Annotated in this window: 1 protein-coding gene; it reads left to right on the top strand. The window is 55.4% G+C overall.

From position 1 onward, the window contains the following. Positions 1–123: 123 nt before the first annotated feature. Positions 124–377, top strand: a 254-nt coding sequence (locus AC1D0P_RS31795; protein WP_477680367.1) for a dihydrodipicolinate synthase family protein, incomplete at its 3' end; no start/stop codon positions are given.

Here is a 377-nt window from a genome sequence, read left to right on the forward strand (position 1 = left end):
GCCAGCGTGACGCCGCGCAGCGAATCTGCTCGACGATTTTTCTACCTTTCCGTCTGATATATCACTTGACCGCGATACCTGCTTTGTATATTGAAGATTTTATACAATCTTGGAGGCTTGGACATGACGACGGGTTGGCATGGTGTATTTCCGGCGGTAACGACGCAGTTCCACGAGGATCTTTCCATCGACATGGATGCGACGCAGCGCGTCCAGGATGCGCTGGTGAAGGATGGCGTGAACGGCCTGATCATTCTCGGCACCTGCGGCGAGAACAATTCGCTCGATCCCGAAGAGAAGCGCAGGGTGCTCAAGGGCGCCGTCGAAGTGGTGAATGGCCGCGTGCCGGTGGTGACAGGCATTTCGGAGTTTGATAC

The sequence above is a fragment of the Polaromonas sp. P1_G2 genome (assembly GCF_056405515.1).